The organism is Lysinibacillus sp. FSL W8-0992 (assembly GCF_038008685.1).
Taxonomy (GTDB): Bacteria; Bacillota; Bacilli; order Bacillales_A; family Planococcaceae; genus Lysinibacillus.
The window spans coordinates 2,345,420-2,365,153 of sequence record NZ_JBBOZQ010000001.1; the positions used below are offsets into that span (position 1 = coordinate 2,345,420).

The 19,734-nt window shown below is 37.6% G+C and carries 17 protein-coding genes and 1 other annotated feature; of the genes, 14 read left to right on the forward strand and 3 right to left on the reverse strand.

Annotated features, from left to right (window positions below; all coding sequences use genetic code 11):
- Positions 1-128: 128 nt before the first annotated feature.
- The 3 genes from NSQ74_RS11700 to hisA all read right to left on the reverse strand — a co-directional run bounded on the left by NSQ74_RS11700 (position 129) and on the right by hisA (position 2,246).
- Positions 129-863 carry a GTP pyrophosphokinase gene (locus tag NSQ74_RS11700; protein WP_340823496.1) on the reverse strand — a complete coding sequence of 245 codons (735 nt, stop codon included), beginning with the start codon at positions 861-863 and terminating at the stop codon, positions 129-131.
- A 331-nt stretch (positions 864-1,194) separates the two neighbouring features.
- Positions 1,195-1,482, reverse strand: a complete 288-nt coding sequence (locus NSQ74_RS11705; protein WP_340823497.1) for a hypothetical protein — start codon at positions 1,480-1,482, stop codon at positions 1,195-1,197.
- A complete protein-coding gene (gene hisA, locus NSQ74_RS11710; protein ID WP_340823498.1) occupies positions 1,479-2,246 on the reverse strand; it encodes a phosphoribosylformimino-5-aminoimidazole carboxamide ribotide isomerase in 768 nt (255 codons plus the stop codon). Before hisA ends, NSQ74_RS11705 begins: the two co-directional genes overlap by 4 nt.
- Positions 2,247-2,438: 192 nt before the next feature.
- Between hisA and recD2 the strand changes: the two genes are divergently transcribed.
- From recD2 to NSQ74_RS11780, 14 genes are all read left to right on the forward strand, one after another.
- Positions 2,439-4,883 (forward strand): SF1B family DNA helicase RecD2, encoded by a 2,445-nt coding sequence (gene recD2, locus NSQ74_RS11715; RefSeq protein ID WP_340823499.1) that lies wholly within the window; start codon positions 2,439-2,441, stop codon positions 4,881-4,883.
- A 32-nt stretch (positions 4,884-4,915) separates the two neighbouring features.
- Positions 4,916-6,631, forward strand: a complete 1,716-nt coding sequence (locus NSQ74_RS11720; RefSeq protein ID WP_340823500.1) for a polysaccharide deacetylase family protein — start codon at positions 4,916-4,918, stop codon at positions 6,629-6,631.
- Positions 6,632-6,859: 228 nt separating this feature from the next.
- Positions 6,860-8,290 carry a 4-hydroxyphenylacetate 3-monooxygenase, oxygenase component gene (gene hpaB, locus NSQ74_RS11725; protein WP_340823501.1) on the forward strand — a complete coding sequence of 477 codons (1,431 nt, stop codon included), beginning with the start codon at positions 6,860-6,862 and terminating at the stop codon, positions 8,288-8,290.
- A 107-nt stretch (positions 8,291-8,397) separates the two neighbouring features.
- Positions 8,398-8,615: a binding site (T-box leader), on the forward strand.
- A 75-nt stretch (positions 8,616-8,690) separates the two neighbouring features.
- Positions 8,691-11,351, forward strand: coding sequence for an alanine--tRNA ligase (alaS, locus tag NSQ74_RS11730; protein WP_340823502.1), 2,661 nt, complete (start codon positions 8,691-8,693; stop codon positions 11,349-11,351).
- Positions 11,352-11,439: 88 nt separating this feature from the next.
- Positions 11,440-11,706 carry an IreB family regulatory phosphoprotein gene (locus NSQ74_RS11735; RefSeq protein ID WP_024363117.1) on the forward strand — a complete coding sequence of 89 codons (267 nt, stop codon included), beginning with the start codon at positions 11,440-11,442 and terminating at the stop codon, positions 11,704-11,706.
- A 2-nt stretch (positions 11,707-11,708) separates the two neighbouring features.
- On the forward strand, positions 11,709-12,125 hold the full coding sequence (ruvX, locus tag NSQ74_RS11740) for a Holliday junction resolvase RuvX (RefSeq protein WP_340823504.1): 417 nt from the start codon (positions 11,709-11,711) through the stop codon (positions 12,123-12,125).
- Positions 12,126-12,142: 17 nt separating this feature from the next.
- Positions 12,143-12,451: a DUF1292 domain-containing protein gene (locus NSQ74_RS11745; RefSeq protein ID WP_024363115.1), complete on the forward strand. Its 309-nt coding sequence runs from the start codon at positions 12,143-12,145 to the stop codon at positions 12,449-12,451.
- A gap of 152 nt (positions 12,452-12,603) precedes the next feature.
- On the forward strand, positions 12,604-13,131 hold the full coding sequence (locus tag NSQ74_RS11750; protein WP_340823506.1) for a DUF1292 domain-containing protein: 528 nt from the start codon (positions 12,604-12,606) through the stop codon (positions 13,129-13,131).
- A gap of 566 nt (positions 13,132-13,697) precedes the next feature.
- The gene (locus NSQ74_RS11755) at positions 13,698-14,504 is read left to right on the forward strand and encodes a MetQ/NlpA family ABC transporter substrate-binding protein (RefSeq protein WP_340823507.1); all 807 of its coding nucleotides are present in this window, start codon (positions 13,698-13,700) and stop codon (positions 14,502-14,504) included.
- Between the two features lie 52 nt (positions 14,505-14,556).
- The gene (locus NSQ74_RS11760; RefSeq protein WP_340823508.1) at positions 14,557-15,636 is read left to right on the forward strand and encodes a methionine ABC transporter ATP-binding protein; all 1,080 of its coding nucleotides are present in this window, start codon (positions 14,557-14,559) and stop codon (positions 15,634-15,636) included.
- Positions 15,578-16,231, forward strand: a complete 654-nt coding sequence (locus NSQ74_RS11765; protein ID WP_340823510.1) for a methionine ABC transporter permease — start codon at positions 15,578-15,580, stop codon at positions 16,229-16,231. Before NSQ74_RS11760 ends, NSQ74_RS11765 begins: the two co-directional genes overlap by 59 nt.
- Before the next feature lie 13 nt (positions 16,232-16,244).
- Entirely contained in the window at positions 16,245-17,081 is an 837-nt protein-coding gene (locus NSQ74_RS11770) for a MetQ/NlpA family ABC transporter substrate-binding protein (protein WP_340823512.1), read from the forward strand.
- A gap of 18 nt (positions 17,082-17,099) precedes the next feature.
- Positions 17,100-18,443 (forward strand): LLM class flavin-dependent oxidoreductase, encoded by a 1,344-nt coding sequence (locus tag NSQ74_RS11775; RefSeq protein ID WP_340823514.1) that lies wholly within the window; start codon positions 17,100-17,102, stop codon positions 18,441-18,443.
- Positions 18,443-19,630, forward strand: coding sequence for an acyl-CoA dehydrogenase family protein (locus NSQ74_RS11780; protein WP_340823516.1), 1,188 nt, complete (start codon positions 18,443-18,445; stop codon positions 19,628-19,630). Before NSQ74_RS11775 ends, NSQ74_RS11780 begins: the two co-directional genes overlap by 1 nt.
- Positions 19,631-19,734: the final 104 nt, after the last annotated feature.

The following is a 19,734-nucleotide window of genomic DNA, read 5'->3' on the forward strand; positions in this document are numbered from 1 at the left end:
CAACACTCGCTAACGCGCGGAATGCCTACGTCTTACGCTGCGTGCGTTCTTGCAGGAGTCGACGCCTTCGCTACCAACAACTAATGCTCTCGCACCTATAAGTTGTCCCTGCTTGATCTTCCGGTCAATTATTTACTATCTTTACTGTCAAATGTGAGTTGCGATAAGTATTGCGCTAAATGTGCAATCGGAGTTGATTCTAAAAGTGAAGATTCTGCTTCATTTTCCTTTAAAATATTGATTTCTTTATTGAGCCGCTCCATTTTACGATCTAATTCTGCTGCTTGTAATGCCGCATCTTTAAGTTCATTACGAATATGTTCAGGTACTTCTTTATTATATTTATAATAAATTTTATGTTCGAGACTTGCCCAAAAATCCATTGCAATCGTACGAATTTGAATTTCCGTATATACTTTTTCCATTCGATCGGACATAAAGATTGGAATTTTAATAATAAGGTGTAGGCTTTGGTAGCCATTGTCTTTTGGATAAGCAATATAATCTTTTACGTCAACAACTTCAATATCATTTTGTGCTTGAAGCATCGCACTTACTTTGTAAATATCTTCTACGAAAGAGCACGTAATACGGACGCCTGCTATATCACGAATATGTTCGCGAATACTATCAATGGCGGGTGTTAGCTCTTTTTTTGACATCTTCAATAATATACTTTTCGGTGATTTCACTCGGGTTGAGACATGTTCAATTGGATTATATTCATGAATAAGCTTAAATTCTTCTTGTAAAATATTGATTTTCGTTTCAACTTCATTTAATGCAAATTTATATGCTAGGAAAAAGCGGGTTAGCTCTGTTTGGAAAGTTTTTAAAGTTGTGGCTTCGAGTTCGTTTTTCATAATAAAATAAATCCTTTCTTCTGAAAAAAATCGTTCTATCCATGATAGGATGCAAGGTGAGCTCCTTATTAGATGATAGGGCAACAAAATTAGTATTCCTTCTTTCAAGCTTAACAAAAAGAAGGGGAAAATAGAAATTTGTGCTCTACAAAAAATGCATGCAACACACGGTATGACACTGTTGATTCTCGTTCCAAGCGCTCCCATTCCACAGGCAAGGCTTTAATTAATTGTTGTGTCTTTGTTTTTGAAGGACATTATCCGCTTCTAAAAAAGAAAAATACTTCGAAAGGTATGACCCTCGAAGTATTTTATCTGCGTTTTTATTATTTTAAACGATAATTTTAGCATCTAAATTGTAACGCTTATTGAATTCGTCAACGAATAGTTGTAAGTCAATATAAGTACCGATATATGGTTCGGTTTCTTGATCACGAAGGAAGCCACAAGTTGCTTTTAACGATTTAGAAAACTCAAGTAACATTTGTTCGTTATCAAGTTGAATCTGTAATGATAAAGAATCATCTAACGTATTCACCTTGAAATATTTTCTATCAATAATGCGTTCTAAATTTGTCTCTTCAAATGGAAAAACAAAATCATTATATATTAGTTTCACAGTATCCCGCCTTTTTTACAATAATTCACAACTTCAACATAAGGTAAATCTCCACCAAAAATAGAAAGTGAGCTACCAATTGTGATATGAAGCTTACCGTTTGAAATTGCTTTGAATTTTTCTAAGTCTTCTAAAGAACGAACTCCGCCAGCATAGGTTGTTGGAATGGATGTCCAAGCAGCTAAATCCCGTACTAAGCTTTCCTGCATACCACCTTTTTTTCCTTCCACATCGACGGCGTGAATCAGTAATTCATCACAAAATTTCTCAATATAGGCAATGGTCTTTGCATTCACTTCAAAATCACTAAACTTGGTCCATTTATCAGTTACTACAAACCATTTGTTATCGCGCATTCTGCAGCTTAGGTCAATTACTAGATGTTTTTTCCCGATGGCATGAACTAGTTGCTCTAAGCGATTAATATCGAGTTTTCCATCATGAAAGATATAGGATGTTACGATAACATGCGAGGCACCTGCATCTATGTACTTTTTTGCGTTTTCTGAAGTAATGCCGCCGCCGACTTGTAGGCCTCCTGGATATGCTGCTAATGCTGACATTGCGGCATGCTCATTTCCACTGCCAAGCATGATGACATGACCACCTACTAATTGATCCTCTGCAAACATGTTAGCATAATAGCTAGAGTCATAATCTGAAATGAAATTTTCGATAACTTCTTGATCTGTATGTCCAAGTGTACTTCCAACAATTTGTTTCACTTTGCCATCATGTAAATCGATGCAAGGTCTAAATTCCAATAGCTTCACAATCCTTCCAAACAACAAGTTCATTGTATCTATCATAGCATGGTTAGAGTTAAATTAGCGGTAATTCGTCATTTGTCAAAATAATGTTAAAAATTTTTAGGTTTTTCTAGTTAAAACGATATTTTTTAACGTGCTGTGGTAAAATAATAAAATTGAAATATACGAGAAGGGGACGAATCGATAATGACAGAAAATCTAGATTTATTTGAGTTGAATAAGCTATTTATTCTCGGACGTCCTATTGTATCCATTTTCCATAATACTCAAAATATGTATTCTATTGTACGTGTGAAAATTCAAGAAACTAATTTGCAATATGACGATAAGGAAATTATTGTAGTTGGTTATTTCCCGCAATTGCAAATGGACGAACAATATCGTTTTACAGGTAATATGAGACAACATCCAAAATATGGTGTACAATTTCAAGTTGAGACGTTTACAAAGGAAGTGCCCGCAACTGAGCAAGGAATTGTACATTACTTATCAAGTGACTTATTTGTTGGTATAGGAAAGAAAACTGCTGAAACAATTGTTGAAAAGCTTGGTGCCAATACGATCCGTCTTATATTAGAAGATCCAAATGTGCTCGATGTTGTACCTCGATTATCGGCTGAAAAAAAGGAAGTCATTCATCGCACAATTGAGCAAAATCTTGGATTAGAGCGTGTCATGATTCAATTGAATGAATGGGGATTTGGCCCGCAGCTCGGAATGAAAATTTATCAAACGTATCGTACAGAAACGATTGACTTTTTAACTGAAAATCCTTATCGCCTTATTGAAGATGTGGATGGTGTCGGTTTTTTTCGGGCAGATGAGCTTGGTGCAAAATTAGGCATTACTGGTAATCATCCTGACCGTATTAAGGCTGCAATTTTACATACTCTAAATACAGCTGCATTATCAGACGGCCATGTATTTTTAGATGCGGAGCACGTTTTACCACAAGTGAAAGATATGCTCGAGCAAAGTCAACGCCAAGAAATTCCGTATGAAGCAATCTCTAAGGCTTGTATCGATATGCGTGAGGAAAATAAAATATATGGTGAAGAAACAAGGCTTTATTTGCCATCACTATATTTTTCTGAGATTGGAATTGCTTCAAAAATTATTGCGTTAACCGAACGAAATAGTCAGGCTAAGCATTTTAGTAAAGATGAAATTCGCAAGGCTATCGGGGATACGGAAGCTTTTTTAAACGTCACCTATGCAGAAACACAAGCATTTGCGATTGAACAGGCCCTTAATTCAGCTGTGATGATTTTGACGGGTGGTCCTGGTACAGGAAAAACGACTGTTGTCAGAGGTATTGTAGAAGTATATGCAAAGCTTCACGGTCTTTCATTAAATCCTAAGGAATATGCGCAAAAAGAAGAGCCGTTTCCTATCATTTTATGTGCACCAACAGGACGTGCTGCTAAACGATTATCAGAGTCCACAGAGCTACCTGCTATGACAATTCACCGTTTGTTAGGTTTTACTGGCCAGGAGAAGGAAGAAGAAACCGAGCGAGAGGTTACTGGAAAACTTATAATTGTCGATGAAATGTCAATGGTTGATACATGGCTTGCCCATCAATTATTAAAATCATTACATGAGGATGTTCAAGTTGTCTTTGTAGGTGACCAGGATCAGTTACCACCAGTCGGTCCAGGACAAGTACTCAAAGATTTACTTGCCTCGCAACAAATTCCGACAGTTGAACTGACTGATGTTTATCGTCAGGCGGAAGGTTCAACGATTATTGAACTTGCCCATCAAATTAAGCGTGGGACAATTCCTAATGATTTGGCGATGAAAACGTCTGATCGTTCATTTATTAAAGCATCACCAGATCAAGTGGCAAACGTCGTAACGCAAGTTGTAAAAAGTGCTGTATCGAAAGGTCAGGAAATTCGTAATATACAAGTTTTAGCACCGATGTATAAAGGGCCTGCTGGAATCGATAATTTAAATAAAATGATTCAAGACCTTGTCAATCCGAATGATACAGGTTTAAGAAAAGAGCTTATCTTTGGTGATGTAACGTATCGAATTAAGGACAAGGTGCTACAGCTTGTAAACCAGCCAGAAAGCAATGTCTTTAACGGAGATATGGGGGAAGTCATTAGTATTATTAAAGCAAAGGAAACGATTGAAAAGCAAGATTTGCTTGTCGTGTCATTTGATGGTATTGAAGTAACTTACCAACGGAGCGATCTTAATCAGTTAACCCTTGCGTATTGTTGTTCTATCCATAAATCGCAAGGCTCAGAGTTTCAAACGGTAATTATGCCAGTTGTTCGTGGCTATTCTAAAATGCTACGTCGTAATTTGTTATACACTGGAATTACGCGAGCGAAAAATTTCTTAATTTTATGTGGTGAGCCAGATGTGCTAGCTAATGGCTTACAGCGTACAGACGATTTACAACGGTTCACGTCTCTGCGAGCACGACTTAACCCAATGGATGCATCATCCAATGAGGTTATTGAAGTGAAGGAGACATCAGTGGAGACAATTGCAGAAGAAGACCGACAAGAGGAGCCTGTGACTGTTCTACAGCTAACAGTAGATACGGTTCCATATATACATCCAATGATTGGAATGGATGGCATTTCTCCATATGATTTTATGGATGAATAAAAATTGAAAATAAGTTTTATGAGGTGAAGAAAGTGAAACGCATCGTGTTATTGCTTCTATTCATGCTGTTATTACCGTTCGTACAGAAGGTACATGCCAGTAATGTCGTTATTCAAGTGAATGAGGAAGCAACTGTCTTTGATAATCGTTCAGGCTCACTTGAACAAGTAGGAACATTATCTGGAGGACAAACTTTTGAAGTGACAAAAGATTATGGGGCAAATTGGTGGCAAATTCGTTGGGGCGGTAGTTACGGTTATATCGATAAACGATATACAACCGTTGTTCCATCCACAACATATAAAAATACTGTTCCTTCAGTTGCGAAAATAAAAGATTATATTGTAGCAACGAAGGTAACGCCTATATATGATAATACAAGCAATAAGTTGGTGCAATTTGCAACATTGTCGGAAGGTGTTCGTTTCCCCATTTATAGTAAAATGGGCAGTTGGTATGGAATTGCTGTGAACGGACGACTTGGTTATGTACATAGTAATTTTGTTAAAGAAGAAAAAGGACAAGAGACAGATACATCAACAAAGCCGAATGAAAAGCCAACTCCAAACCCAAAGCCAACTCCAAACCCAACACCGACACTGCCAAGTAAGCAAAATGGCTATATTGAAGCATTAGAAAACATTGTGCTTTATGACCTTCGTAGAGAACAACCAATGTCTATAGCGACGCTTTTAAAAGGTCAGCAATTGGAAGTGGCAGGTGTAGGAGATGAAACGTATGTTCAAGTTCGTTGGGGCAAGACGTTTGTCTATGCTGAAAAAACGAAAGTGAAGTTTGTGAATACGCCAACTTATAAAAATATTGGTAAGGATAATGCAGTAATAAACCAATATTTCATTCCAATATCAGGGAATAGTGAAATTTATGATCGAACAGCTAACAAATTAATGCCATTTGCAAAGCTTGATACTAATCGACGTTATCCTATATTACGAAAAGAAGCCAATTGGTATGTAACGACAATTGGTGGACGTGAAGGCTATATTCACAGTTCTAAGGTAGCTTTAGATCGTGGTGTTCCTGTTATGATGTACCATCATTTATTGAAGGTGCATGAGCTTGGGCGCTTTAAAAATGTAAGTACTACAATGACAGATACTCAATTCGCTAATGAAATGAAGTATTTGAAAGATAAAAAATTTGAAACTGTTAGTGCTGATGATTTATTACGTTTTATGCGTAACGAAATTACATTGCCTGCGTATTCTATCGTCTTAACATTTGATGATGGCTTATTATCAACAAGAGAATATGCTTATCCGATATTAAAAAAACATGGTTTTCAAGCAACGCAATTTTTAATTACGTATCGAAATGAATATTCTCCCGCAGAGCAACTATTTAATTATAATGATTTACAAGCACTTTCAAGACAAGATATGGAGCTTATGCAAGATGTCTTTACGTATGAGTCTCATACTTACAATTTACATGATATGATTGGGAATAAAGGAAAAATGCTGCTGATACCATATCATGAAGTTGTACAAGATTTAAAGCGTAGTTTAACAATAATTCCGGGGGCAAAAGCATTTGCTTATCCATTTGGTCAATATAATACCAATACCATTTATGCTGTAAAAGAAGCAGGTTTTGCAATGGCCTTTTCAACAAAGCCTGGTTACAACAATCCGTATGATGATGTTTACCAAATTAAACGTTTATACAGCGATCAACAAACATCCTTCTCGCAGTTTAAAAAAATGGTCTCACCATATGCACAATAACAGAGGAGGGCTTCTAATTGCCTTCTTCGACTATACAAAACAAACCCGCATCTTCATGGAAGATGCGGGTTTATTTTGTAGGGGCTTACTCAATTTATTTTTTTATGTGCAAACAAAAATAGCACAGTTCGGCGTTTATCATACAGATAAGATGCGAGGAACGATTCAGCCTAATAGGTCATATAATACATGAGAATTAAAACATAGGTCCATATTAGGGGTGAATGTATGCCAGCAATTACAGGCCAGCAATATATTAAACGCATTGACGCATTGCAAACATATATATCGATAGATGGGGAAGTCGTGATGGGAAATGTTTCCGAACATCCGGCATTTAAAGGTGTTATACAAAGTCAGGCTAAACTTTTTGATTTGCAGCATGATGAAAATTTACATGATAGTATGACTTATGTGTCACCTACGAGTAACCAGCGGGTCGGGATGTCTTATCTACAAGTGACAAAGGACGAAGATTTGGTGAAAAGACGTCAAGCTGCTCGAGAGTGGGCTTTATCTAATCATGGATTTATGGGAAGAAGTCCTGATTATATGAACACTACTTTAATGGCATTGGCTTCAGCAGCCGAATACTTAAAAGATAAGCCGAATTGTTTTCCGGATCATCTGCTGAATTATTATGAATATGCACGTGAAAATGATTTAACGATGACACATACGTTTATTGAGCCTCAAGTAAACCGTCATAGTTATCATTATGAAGATGATGAGGTCATCATTGCGGCTAAAATTGTAGGGAAAACGAGCGAAGGTTTGGTCATTAAAGGGGCAAGATTGCTTGCAACACAGGGTGGCATTACTGATGAGCTCCTTGTTTTATCAACGAATGGTATTGATAAGGAAAAAGGATTTGGTTTCTCCATACCTAGTAATACTAAAGGATTGAAATTTTTATGTAGACAGTCTTTTGTTGGCGGTGAATCCACGTTCGATTATCCACTAAGCGCTCGATTTGAGGAAATGGATGCGATTGTTGTATTTGACGATGTCGTAGTACCGTGGGATCGCGTATTTTATTATGAAAATACAGAAGTTGCGAATAGTTTCATGAATGTGAGTGGCTTCCAAGCATATTCTTTACATCAAGTATTGTCTCGCCAAATTGCTAAAACTGAATTTGTTTTAGGCGTAGTACAATCCATTGTTGATACGATTAATATCGGTAGTTATCAGCATGTGCAACAAAAAGTAGTTGAAATTATTGTAACGCTAGAAACAATGAAGGCTTTATTACTTAAGTCTGAAATAGAAGCAAAAAGGGATGTTTTTGGCTTTATAAGACCAGATTTACCAACATTGCAAGTTGCCATTCAAGTTTTCCCAAAAGTCTATCCAACCTTTACGGAAATAATCCAATTACTTGGTGCAAGTGGATTAATGTCTATTCCTAGTGAAAAAGCATTTGCCGCAGATAATGGGGACTTAGAGCATTATTTACAGTCATTTAGAGATGGTGGAGAGGACCGTGTGAAAAAATTCCGCCTAGCGTGGGATTTAACGATGAGTACTTTTGGCACAAGGCAAACACTTTATGAGCGATATTTCTTTGGAGATCCTGTTCGCTTATCGAGCTTGCTCTACCAAACTTATAATCGTGAGCCATTTATGCAAAGAGTAGAAAATTTCTTAAAAAAATAACTTTCAAGAAACGACTTATGTTTGAAGAATTCGATAATTTTGTATAGAATAGAAATGCAATGATTGACAGAAGAACATAATTTTTTTATAATGTGCGTTAGAAAATAGAAAAAACGATGATGGAAAAAGTACGTATTTGTGCGTGTGAAGAAAGGGATTTCTAGGCTGAAAAAATCCTCACGTTAACAAGTGCCGAAAGCTACTCCAGAGTGCAGCTAATCCCTGCCGTTCACTTACGTTACAAGTGCTAAAGAGGTAAGTATGTATATTATGCTTACAACTAGGGTGGTACCGCGAGACAATACACAAAGTCCTCGTCCCTTTTTGGGATGAGGGCTTTTTTATGCGTACAAGCGGATTCATATCGTAATTTTACACAATTTGAGGAGGAACTTTTCATATGAAAGCAGCAGAAATTCGCCGTTTGTATTTAGAATTCTTTAAAGAAAAAGGACATCATCATGAACCATCAGCACCACTTGTGCCAATTAATGACCCTTCATTACTTTGGATTAATTCAGGTGTTGCAACATTAAAACCTTATTTTGACGGTCGTATTATTCCTGACAATCCACGTATTACAAATGCACAAAAATCAATTCGTACGAACGATATTGAAAATGTAGGGAAGACTGCACGTCACCATACATTCTTTGAAATGCTAGGGAACTTTTCTATTGGTGATTACTTCAAAAAAGAGGCAATTCATTATGCATGGGAATTTTTAACGGACAAAAAGTGGATGGGCTTTGACCCTGAACTTTTATCGATTACAATACATCCAGAAGACCAAGAAGCATATGATGTTTGGCATAACGAAATTGGCATTCCTGAAGATCGCTTAATTCGTTTAGAAGGAAACTTCTGGGATATCGGTGAAGGTCCATCTGGTCCAAACTCAGAAATTTTCTACGACCGAGGAGAAGAATATGGTTCAGATCAAAACGATCCAGAAATGTATCCTGGTGGTGAAAACGAGCGTTATTTAGAAGTTTGGAACTTAGTGTTCTCTCAATTTAACCACAATCCAGACGGTACTTATACACCATTACCAAAGCAAAATATTGATACAGGGATGGGTCTAGAACGTATTGTTTCGGTTGTGCAAAATGTACCGACGAACTTTGATACGGATTTATTCATGCCAATCATTGAAAAAATTGAACAGTTTGCAAATCGAAAATACAAACGTCCAGGTGAAGTTGCGTTAAGCGAAATCTTCGGCTCAGAAGAAGACATTAATACGCCTTTCAAGGTGATTGCAGACCATATCCGTACTGTAGCATTTGCTATCGGTGACGGTGCACTTCCTTCAAATGAAGGCCGTGGGTACGTATTACGTCGTTTACTACGTCGTGCAGTGCGTTACGCTAAGCAAATTGGTATTGAAAAACCATTCATGTTTGAATTAGTACCTACAGTTGGCGAAATTATGGTTGATTTCTACCCAGAAGTTACGGAGAAATGCGAATTTATCCAACGTGTTATTAAAAACGAGGAAATTCGTTTCCATGAAACATTAGATGGCGGTCTTACGATCTTTAACGAGGTTGTGGAAGCTCAAAAAGCAGCAGGTCATGATTATATACCAGGAGCAGATGCATTCCGTCTTTATGACACGTACGGCTTCCCAATTGAATTAACAGAAGAATATGCGGAAGAAGTAGGCATGAAGGTAGATCACGAAGGATTTGAAGTTGCAATGAACGAGCAACGTGAGCGTGCGCGTGCTGCTCGCCAGGATGTTGATTCAATGCAAGTACAAAATGAAGTTCTAGCAAACTTAACAGTAGCAAGTGAATTTGTTGGGTATGATACATTATCGGTTGAAACTGAAATTGCAGCGATGATTGTTAATGGACAAGTAACTAAAGTAGCTTCAGAAGGTCAAGAAGCGCTAGTTGTATTAGCAAAAACACCATTCTATGCTGAAATGGGTGGACAAATTGCGGATAGCGGTGTAATTGCTAATGATGGCTTTACAGCAATCGTTAAGGATGTTCAAAAAGCACCAAATGGACAACCGTTACACACGGTTCTTGTGGAATCAGGCGAAATGCATGTTGAAGATGCGGTAAAAGCGGTTGTTAATCGTGAGGAACGTAATCTAATCATTAAAAATCATACAGCAACGCACATTATGCAACGTGCATTAAAAGATATATTAGGTGATCATGTGAACCAAGCAGGATCATATGTTGGTCCAGATCGTTTGCGTTTTGACTTCTCTCACTTCGGTCAAGTAACAAAAGAAGAATTACAACAAATTGAACGTATCGTTAACGAAAAAGTGTGGGAAGATATTGAAGTCGTGATTGAAGAAAAAGCGATTGATGAAGCGAGAGCAATGGGAGCAATGGCATTATTCGGAGAGAAATACGGTGATATCGTTCGCGTCGTATCGATTGGTGATTATTCAATCGAACTTTGCGGTGGTATCCATGTAAAACGTTCTTCTGAAATAGGCTTCTTTAAAATTGTTTCAGAAGGTGGTATTGGCGCGGGAACTCGTCGTATCGAGGCTGTAACTGGTAAAGTGGCATATGAGGCAGTCAAAGAGGAAGAGGCGCTTTTAAATGATGCAGCAGCACTTTTAAAAGCAAATCCGAAAGATATTGTGACAAAAGTCCATGCATTACAAGCAGACTACAAAGAATTACAACGTGAAAATGAAGGGTTGTCACAAAAAATTGCGAATGCTCAAGCAGGCGCTATCGTAGATGCAGCACAAACTTTTGGTGATGTAACAGTACTTTCAACTAAAGTGGAAGCAAAAGACAACAACCAATTGCGTCAAATGATGGATGACTTAAAAGGTAAAATGACGAAAGCTGTTGTTGTATTAGGTGCTGTTGATGGCGATAAAGTGATGTTATGTGCAGGTGTCACGAAAGATTTAGTTGGTGGCAATTACCATGCAGGAAATATTGTGAAAATGGTTGCGGAAGCATGTGGCGGTAAAGGTGGCGGTCGTCCAGATATGGCGATGGCAGGTGCAAAAGATGCATCAAAACTTGATGAAGCGCTACTTTCTGTGTATGATTACGTTAAATCCATTTAATTAATACGTCAAATCGGTTATAATAAAGAGAAATCGGAGATGAGCTTCTTTTGCACATCTCCTTATTTCTGAAAGCGAGGTGCTGGTCATGAGTTCATTTGATCAAACGATGAAATTTAATTTTCCAGAAGAATCAATGGAACAGGAAGTCAAGCAGGTAATGTTGAAAGTACATTCTTCATTAGAGGAAAAGGGATATAATCCTATCAATCAGATTGTCGGTTACTTACTTTCTGGTGATCCGGCGTATATTCCTCGCCATCAGGATGCTCGTAATTTAATTCGCAAGCTAGAGCGTGACGAAATTCTAGAAGAGCTTGTTAAATTTTATATCAAAAAGAATAACGAGGGCTAGAAATGAGAATTATGGGATTGGACGTTGGGTCGAAAACAGTAGGTGTTGCAATTAGCGACGCACTTGGCTGGACGGCCCAAGGTATTGAAACCGTAAAAATTGATGAAGCAAATGGCGAATTCGGCATCGACCGTATTGCTGAGCTAGTGAAGGAATATACTATTACTGAATTTGTTGTAGGGTTCCCGAAAAACATGAATAATACGGTAGGACCGCGTGGTGAAGCTTCTGAAAACTATAAAAAGTTATTAGAAGATACATTTTCACTGCCGGTTAAACTTTGGGATGAGCGTTTAACGACGATGGCTGCCGAGCGCATGCTTATCGAAGCGGACGTAAGTCGCAAAAAACGCAAGCAAGTCATTGATAAAATGGCGGCTGTGATGATTTTACAAGGCTATTTAGATAGCAAAAACTAATTAATGAGGTGGCAAACATGGCACACGAGCATAACCATGAAGAAGAATTACACGTACAACACATTACAGTGATTGACGAAAACGGAAACGAGCAGCTTTGCGAAGTGATTCACGTACACGAGTCTCCTGAGTTCGGCAAATCTTACGTATTTTACTCAATGGTAGGCGCTGAAGAAGATGAAGATGGCTCTGTAGAAATCTTCGTATCTTCATTTGTACCATCTGAAAACGGTGAAGATGGCGAATTAACACCGATTGAAACAGAAGCAGAGTGGGACATGGTAGAAGACGTTTTAAACGCTTTAGAGGACGAAGACGAAGAATAATTGTTTTCATGTTAGAGTGTAGGGAACAAGGATGGCACAAGCGGTCCTTGTTCTTTTTTTACGCCATCAACTTGTTGTTCCGAAGAAGTGGTAGTAATGATAGAGCACATAGAAACTTAGACAATAAGTAATTTTTGTAAGGAGGAATAAAAATGAACGAGGAAACACAAGAATTCATAATAATAGGTGACAATGGCAAAGAGCAAACATGCCGTGTTGTTTTTACATTTGATGCAGAGGAAAAATCGTATGTACTGTTTTCCCTAATTGATGAAAACGGGCAGGAAATTCCTGGTGATATTTCAGCTATGACATTCGATTATGATGATAACAACGGAGAAATGACCAATTTACAACCTGTGGAAACAGAAGCAGAATGGGAAATGATTAATGAAGTTGTATTAACGCTTCTAGATGAATTCCAAGAAGAGCCACAGCTTATTACGGTAACGAATGAAGATGGTACGGATCAAGTGTGCGAGGTGATTCATACATTTGCCTCAGACCAATTTGGTAAATCTTACGTGCTTTATGTAGCTGTCTCAGATGAGCCAATAGAGGAGCGAGATATTTTCGCTGCGCAGTATGTACCTGGAGCAGATGGATCGATTGAGGATTTATTACCTATCGAAACGGATGAAGAATGGGAATTTGTAGAAGATGTTTTAAATGATCTATAAAAAGAACGAACGATAGTTAAAAGTCAAAGCATACTCGAAGTACGACTTCGAGTATGCTTTTTTACTGTCTTTACAAAGTGCCAGGCACGCAAACAATTCACTAGTCAACGAAGACTCCTGTGGCTTACGTCGTGCGCTATCGGCGATATTGGAGTTTTATCAGTGATTAGTGTTTCGGTTTATAATATGCCTGCGGAAATCGAAGTTGATTTTTCGATTTAGAAAGCTTGATTAGTATACAACGATTGGTCTAATAGAAAATTTCTATATGAACCTTAAAAGTATTCTATCTGATGATGACTATTTTGTATTTTAGAGAATAAATAGCGATTTAAGTACGTAAATAAGGGAAAACACTTTGTGGGAAATGGTCTATTCAAAGATATGTGGAAAAAATAAGAAAAAAAGCATTGACCAATCACTAGTAAACAGATAAGATTTGTTGTAATAAAAATAGAAAATTTCAAATACTTTATTTTTAATGAGAATAATTCAATTGCAAATGAAATTCTCTGTTTTTATTGCTTATAAAACCAAGTAAATTAATAAATTAAGGAGGATATGATATGAAAAAAATATGGTTATTGCTTATCAGCACATTATTTATTGTATTAGCAGGCTGTACAGATTCAGGGCAGGCAAAAAAAGACGAAACAGTGACATTAAAAGTAGGAGCAGCGAGTGTACCACATGCGGAAGTTTTAGAGTATTTAGCAGATGATCTTGCAAAAGATGGTGTGAAACTAAATATTTCAATATTAAAAGATGCAGTACAAACTAATCAACAAACAGCAGATGGTGAACTTGATTTCAATTATTTTCAGCATATCCCTTTTTTAGAACAGACGAACAAAGAAAGTAATTTAGATTTAGTAAGTGTCAAAGGAATTCATATAGAGCCATTTGGTGTTTATTCAAAAACGATTAACGATATTAAAGACTTACCACAAAATGCAAAAGTAGCTGTACCAAATGACGTTGTCAATTTTTCGCGTGCACTATTATTGTTTAAAAATAATCACCTTATCGAATTAGACGATGCAAAGAAAAATGATTACACAGTTGAGGATATTACAAAAAATGAAAAGAACATTCAATTTATCGGTGTCGATTCATTGCTGTTAGTTCGCTCCTTAGATGATGTAGATGCATCTGCTATCAATACGAACTACGCTTTAGAAGGTGGCTATAACCCACTTGAGGATGCACTCATTATGGAAGGATCAGATTCTCCATATGTCAATATTATCGCAACGACGAAAGAAAAACAGGAAGATGCTGCTATTCAAAAAGTTGTGAAGTGGCTGACTAGTGAAAAGGCTCGTAAGTTTTTTGAAGACCAATATAAGGGAGCTGTCGTACCAGTATTTTAGTTTTTAAAGTGAATTTTAATAGCTCGAACTTAAGTGAATAGGGGGTAAGTGGATGATTGAATTTATTGATACGACGAAGGAATTCCATGTTGGGCAATCGACTGTAAAGGCGTTAGATCACATTAATTTAACTGTTCAAAAAGGAGATATTTTTGGCGTGATTGGGTTTAGTGGTGCTGGAAAAAGTACTTTAATTCGGACTGTGAATTTACTAGAGGAGCCGACATCTGGCCAAGTACTTGTGAATGGGAAAAATTTGACAAAATTAAGCAAAAGACAATTACGTGAGGAAAAGAAAAATATCGGCATGATTTTTCAACACTTCAATCTTCTTCATTCAAAAACGGTTTTCGATAATGTGGCGATGCCGTTAGTGTTAAGTGGGGCTAAAAAATCGAAAATATCAGCGCAAGTTCAAGAGGTCTTAACTTTTGTCGGCTTAGAAGATAAGGCGCACCGTTATATTGATGAATTATCAGGTGGACAAAAGCAACGAGTAGGTATTGCGAGAGCTCTAATAACAAAGCCAACGATTCTATTATGTGATGAGGCGACTTCTGCTCTTGATCCGCAAACGACAAAATCAATATTAGCGTTACTAAAGCGTGTCAATATCGAGTATGGCATTACGATTTTAATGATTACACATGAAATGGAAGTCATTCGTGATATTTGTAATCGAGTAGCAGTAATGGAAAACGGGAAAATTATTGAAGAAGACAATGTATTACACATTTTTTCTGCACCAAAGAAAGAAACGACGAAAAACTTTGTGCAATCTGTTGTGCGAAACGAAATTCCTCAATCTATTTACGATCAACTGAAGGTAATCGATGGAACGAAGCGTATTTATAATATCAAGTTTATCGGGGTGGATGTAGGCCAGCCCGTTGTATCACAAGTAGCTAAAAAATTCGCTGTCGATGTTAATGTTTTATTCGGCAATATTACGGAGCTTCAAGGCATACCATTCGGACATTTAATTGTAGAGCTAGTTGGTACAGCAACTGAAATTCAGAAGGCATTTTTATATATTCAAAGCAAAAATATTCATATAGAGGAGGTCGTTGCACATGAAGGTGAGCACGCAAATTATTATCGACGCAGTGCTGGATACGCTATACATGGTTAGTATTTCATTATTTTTTGGCGCTATTTTAGGATTTATATTAGGTGTTGTTTTAGTTGTTACACGAAAAGGGCACATTCTTGAAAGTAATATCATCTTCTCGATTGTAAATCCGATTGTAAATACATTTCGATCCATTCCGTTCATTATTTTATTAGTTGCCATCATTCCATTTACACGTTTACTTGTTGGAACAGCTATTGGCACAACAGCTGCTATCGTTCCGCTAGTCTTGCATATTGGACCATATATTTCAAGATTAATTGAAAATTCTCTTCTTGAAGTAGATGAAGGCATTATTGAAGCTGCCAAAGCAATGGGGGCTTCTCCATTTCAAATTATTCATAAGTTTTTACTACCTGAAGCCTTCCCATCATTAATTTTAAGTGTTACGACAGCAACAATTGGACTGATTGGTGCAACGGCAATGGCAGGTGCAGTAGGTGGAGGCGGTCTTGGGGATGTAGCCATTACTTACGGCTATCAACGTTTTGATAATGTTACCATTTTAGTAACAGTCGTTATTTTAGTAATACTTGTTCAAATTATCCAGAGTATCGGCAATACGATAGAAAGAAAGTTACGAAGAGTAGCATAAAGGAGAGCTGGCCATGAAGAAAATTCATTATCTAATAGGACTCATTTCATTATTATTTTTACTTGTAGCATGTTCAAAATCAGAAGGAAAAGATGTTGTGAAGGTCGGCATTCGTAGTTCGGAAATAAAGACGTGGGAATATATTAAAGAGCAAGCTGCAAAGGAAGATATCCAATTAGAACTTGTGACATTTTCGGCACAATATGATCCCAATCAAGCATTGGCAGAGGGAGAAGTTGATATCAATGCCTTTCAGCACGTAGCTTACTTAAATTTGTTTAATACGAATAACGGTACAGATTTACAGGCGATTGGTACAACGATTATGGCGCCTATCGGTCTTTATTCGAACAAATACAATCGAATAGAAGATATAAAAGATGGTGCTAAAATTGCTGTGCCAAATGATCCTTCCAACTGGGGGCGAGCATTGTTACTTCTGCAAGAATACGACCTGTTAACGGTCACGGATAATTTTGATGGCAGTGGTGGAGAAGACCGAATAAAAGATAACCCTAAAAATTTAACGATTGTGCCTGTGGATGGAGCGACGACTCCTCGTGTAATGGAAGACACTGATTTTGCGGTTATTAATAACGGGGTTGCTGTCGAAGCAGGCTTACTTTTAAAGGACGCCATTGTTCATGAAAATGAAACAGCGAAGCCTTTTATCAATGTTATTGTGGCAAAGCCCGAAGACAAGGACAAAGCCATATTGAAAGCAATTGTTGAAATATATCAGCGTAAAGAAACGGCAGATTTTGTCTCTGAGGTTTCCAAAGGTAACTATATTCCTGTCAAGATGTCAATGGATGAATTAGCAACATGGAAAGCATTTTATTCATATTAAAAGGAGAGATGATGAAAAATGACAGAGAAAAAACAATTGAAGCTTGCTTTATATTTAATTGGGGCAGGAATGCATGTTGCAGCATGGAAGCATCCTTTAGCGCAGGTCGATGCAAGCATCGATATAAAGGCTTTACAGAAAGCAGCACAGCTTGCCGAAAAAGGGAAGTTTGATATTGCCTTCGTTGCGGATAGCTTAGCAATTAATCACGAATCCCACCCACATATTTTAAATCGATTTGACCCATTAATCCAAATTACAGCACTGGCAGCGGCAACGTCAAAAATAGGCCTTGGTGCAACAGCCTCGACTACTTATAGTGAGCCGTATGTGTTAGCAAGACAATTAATGTCCATCGATCATATAAGTAATGGACGTGTCGCATGGAACTTAGTAACAACGGCAGATGCAACAGGTGAAACAGCTCTAAACTTTAGTCGTGATAAACATTGGGAGCACGATCATCGCTACGAACGTGCGGAAGAATTTATTGACGTCGTCCAGTCGTTATGGGATTCGTGGGAGGATGACGCATTTATCTATGATCGCGAAAATAATATTTTTTATGACCAACAAAAAGTTCATGAAACAGCATTCAAAGGTAAATATTTATCTGTAAAGGGTCCGTTAAATATTGCGCGTTCAATACAAGGGCAGCCTGTCATAGTTGAGGCAGGAGCATCTAAGCCAGGGCAAAAATTAGCTGCACGGACAGCTGAAGTTGTTTTTGTGCACTGGGATGATATCGAAAAATCAAAGGTGCATTATCGCGATTTAAAGGCACAGCTAGTGCCATTTGGTCGCACTGAGGACGAATTGCTTGTTTTACAAGGCATATCTCCAATTGTTGGAGAAACTGAAGAAGAGGCAATACGTAAATATAATGAGTTACAATCCTTAGTAGATCCGTATGAGAGCTTGAAGTTTGTTTCAGGTTATATGGGCAATGTTGATTTTTCGAAGTATGCACTTGATACACCTGCGATTGAAGTTGATTTTCCAGTCGTTAACAGTATACAAAGTCATTTTGATGAGCATTTAGATATTATTAAAAAAGAAAATTTAAAAGTCGGCGATTTATATGCCCGTCTTTTTGGTCCAGCAAGACGTGATGCTTTTGTTGGAACAGCCGTGCAAATTGCTGATGAGATGGAACGTTGGTTAACGGAGAAGGCAGCGGATGGATTTATGCTTCAATTCCCGTTGTTACCGCGTGATTTAGAAAGCTTTGTGGAAAAAGTGGTACCAATTTTGCAGGAACGTGGAATCTATCGTGAAGATTATACGGGATCAACATTACGTGAGCATTTAGGGTTGAAAAAACCACAAAATCGATTTGTCAAAAGTAAGGTGATCCAGTGATGAGTGATATATTTATTCGAAATGAGCGAGAGCAACACCTTGTTCAATATGCGCGCAAACTTGCTGAACAAATTGAAGAAACGGCTGCTGTTTATGATGAAAGTGGTGCGTTTCCATTCGAACATTTTAAAATTTTAGAGGATGCAGGTTATTTCCGATTGACTGTACCTAAGAAATACGGTGGGGATGAAATCTCACTCTATGAAATGCTATTAGTGCAAGAACAGCTTGCTAAAGGAGATGGGTCAACTGCTTTAGCCGTTGGTTGGCATTTGTTAACCTTTTTAAATGTCCGAGAGGCAAAGGCGTGGCCTGAGCATGTATTTGCAGAATTGAGTCGTAAGGCAGTAGAGGAAGGATCGCTATTAAATATTATTAATAGTGAACGAGGAAAGGGCAATATTTCACGTGGTAGTATGCCAGGAACGACAGCTAAAAAGGTTTCGGGTGGGTATATTATTTCTGGTGAAAAGGCGTTTGCTTCATTAGCGCCAATTTTAAAGCAATTTACTATTATCGCATATGTAGAAGATGAAAATCTAACTGCTGAATTTCTCATTCAGAAAAATGAACAAGTAGAAGTTGTTAATACATGGGATGCTATGGGCATGCGTGCGACAGGCAGTCATGATATTATATTTCATGATACCTTTGTACAGGATGACGCATTATTATATCGTCATCGTCCGAATGAAGTAAATCGGTTTTTAGCAGATGGGCGGGTTTATTCGTTAGAAATTCCTGCTGTATATTTAGGGATTGCAGGAGCAGCTAGAGATTATGTAATCGAATTTGCGAAAAATACGTATTCCTATAGTTTGGAAAATACGATCGCCCATGCTAGTCATGTGCAACAAAAGATTGGGGAAATAGAGGTGTTGTATCAAACAGCACGCAGAACACTATATAGCATTGCTGCACAAGTAGAACAGCAACCGGCATTGAAGGAGCAACTAGCGCCTGATGTTAGTATAGCTAAGTATGTTATTTGCCATCATGCCATTGACATTGTGACAAAGGCGATGCAAATCGTTGGTGGTCGCAGTTTGTCGAAATCTAATAAATTGCAACGTCTATTCCGAGACGTCCAATGTAGCCGCTTTAATCCACCAGCTGATGATGTGGTCATTTCTCAGTTAGCACAAGGCTTGTTAGTAGAAGAAAAGCAAGGAGCCTTGCAATTATAAAGTATCAAATCTGCTAAAGAATGTGTTAGCAGATTTTTTTATGTGTGCAATTTCACCTGATTTGTCCATTTCTGTTTGTCGTAAAAGTTGATTTCTAGTATGAT